This is a genomic window from Carboxydothermus islandicus (assembly GCF_001950325.1).
Taxonomy (GTDB): domain Bacteria; phylum Bacillota; class Z-2901; order Carboxydothermales; family Carboxydothermaceae; genus Carboxydothermus; species Carboxydothermus islandicus.
The window spans coordinates 1-290 of sequence record NZ_BDJL01000092.1; the positions used below are offsets into that span (position 1 = coordinate 1).

General features: G+C 52.1%; 2 rRNA genes. Both read left to right on the forward strand.

Going from position 1 to position 290, the window contains the following annotated elements:
• Window positions 1-50 (forward strand): 16S ribosomal RNA (locus tag ciss_RS13475); the annotation flags it as partial.
• Between the two features lie 125 nt (window positions 51-175).
• A 23S ribosomal RNA gene (locus tag ciss_RS09240) occupies window positions 176-290 on the forward strand; the annotation flags it as partial.

The following is a 290-nucleotide window of genomic DNA, read 5'->3' on the forward strand; positions in this document are numbered from 1 at the left end:
AGTCGTAACAAGGTAGCCGTATCGGAAGGTGCGGCTGGATCACCTCCTTTCTAAGGAGAAACAAACCGCTTGCCGTTATTTCCGACTAAGGAATCTGTTCTTTGAAAACTGCACAGAGGTGAAGTAAAGGGGTCCCCAAAAAATCGTAAGATTTTTTGGGGGAGTTAAAGGAGAAGGTCAAGTTAGTAAGGGCGTACGGTGGATGCCTAGGCGCCAGAGGCCGAAGAAGGACGTGGCAAGCTGCGAAAAGCCGCGGGGAGCTGCAAGCGAGCTGGGATCCGCGGATATCC